The sequence below is a fragment of the Campylobacter lari genome (assembly GCF_004357905.1).
Classification (GTDB): Bacteria; Campylobacterota; Campylobacteria; order Campylobacterales; family Campylobacteraceae; genus Campylobacter_D; species Campylobacter_D lari_D.
The window spans coordinates 1-387 of record NZ_SMTT01000035.1 but is presented as its reverse complement, the minus strand read 5'-3'; the positions used below and the strand labels follow the sequence as shown (position 1 = coordinate 387).

At 34.6% G+C, this 387-nt stretch carries 1 protein-coding gene; it reads left to right on the top strand.

Annotated features, from left to right (window positions below):
- A partial coding sequence (locus tag E2O22_RS07840; RefSeq protein WP_279433560.1) for a flagellin hook IN motif-containing protein occupies positions 1-387 on the top strand: 387 nt, incomplete at both ends.

Below are 387 nucleotides of genomic sequence, written 5' to 3'. Positions count from 1 at the left end.
AATATTAAAGCAGGAAAAACCGATAAAGACTTTGCTATTAATGGGGTAAAAATTGGCGAAGTTGAGTATAAAGATGGCGATGAAAACGGAGCCTTGATTTCAGCAATTAACTCAGTTAAAGATACCACAGGAGTAGAAGCTTCTAAGGATGCTAATGGTAGACTTGTATTAACCTCAAGAGATGGTAGGGGTATCAAAATAGAAGGAGATATCGGTATTGGTTCTGGTGTATTAAAAAAAGATTATGAGAATTATGGCCGTTTATCTTTAATCAAAAATGATGGTAAAGATATTTTAATATCAGGAAGCAACCTTTCTACTATAGGTATGGGTGCAGCTGATATGATCTCTCAAGCTTCTGTGTCTTTAAGAGAATCAAAAGGAAAT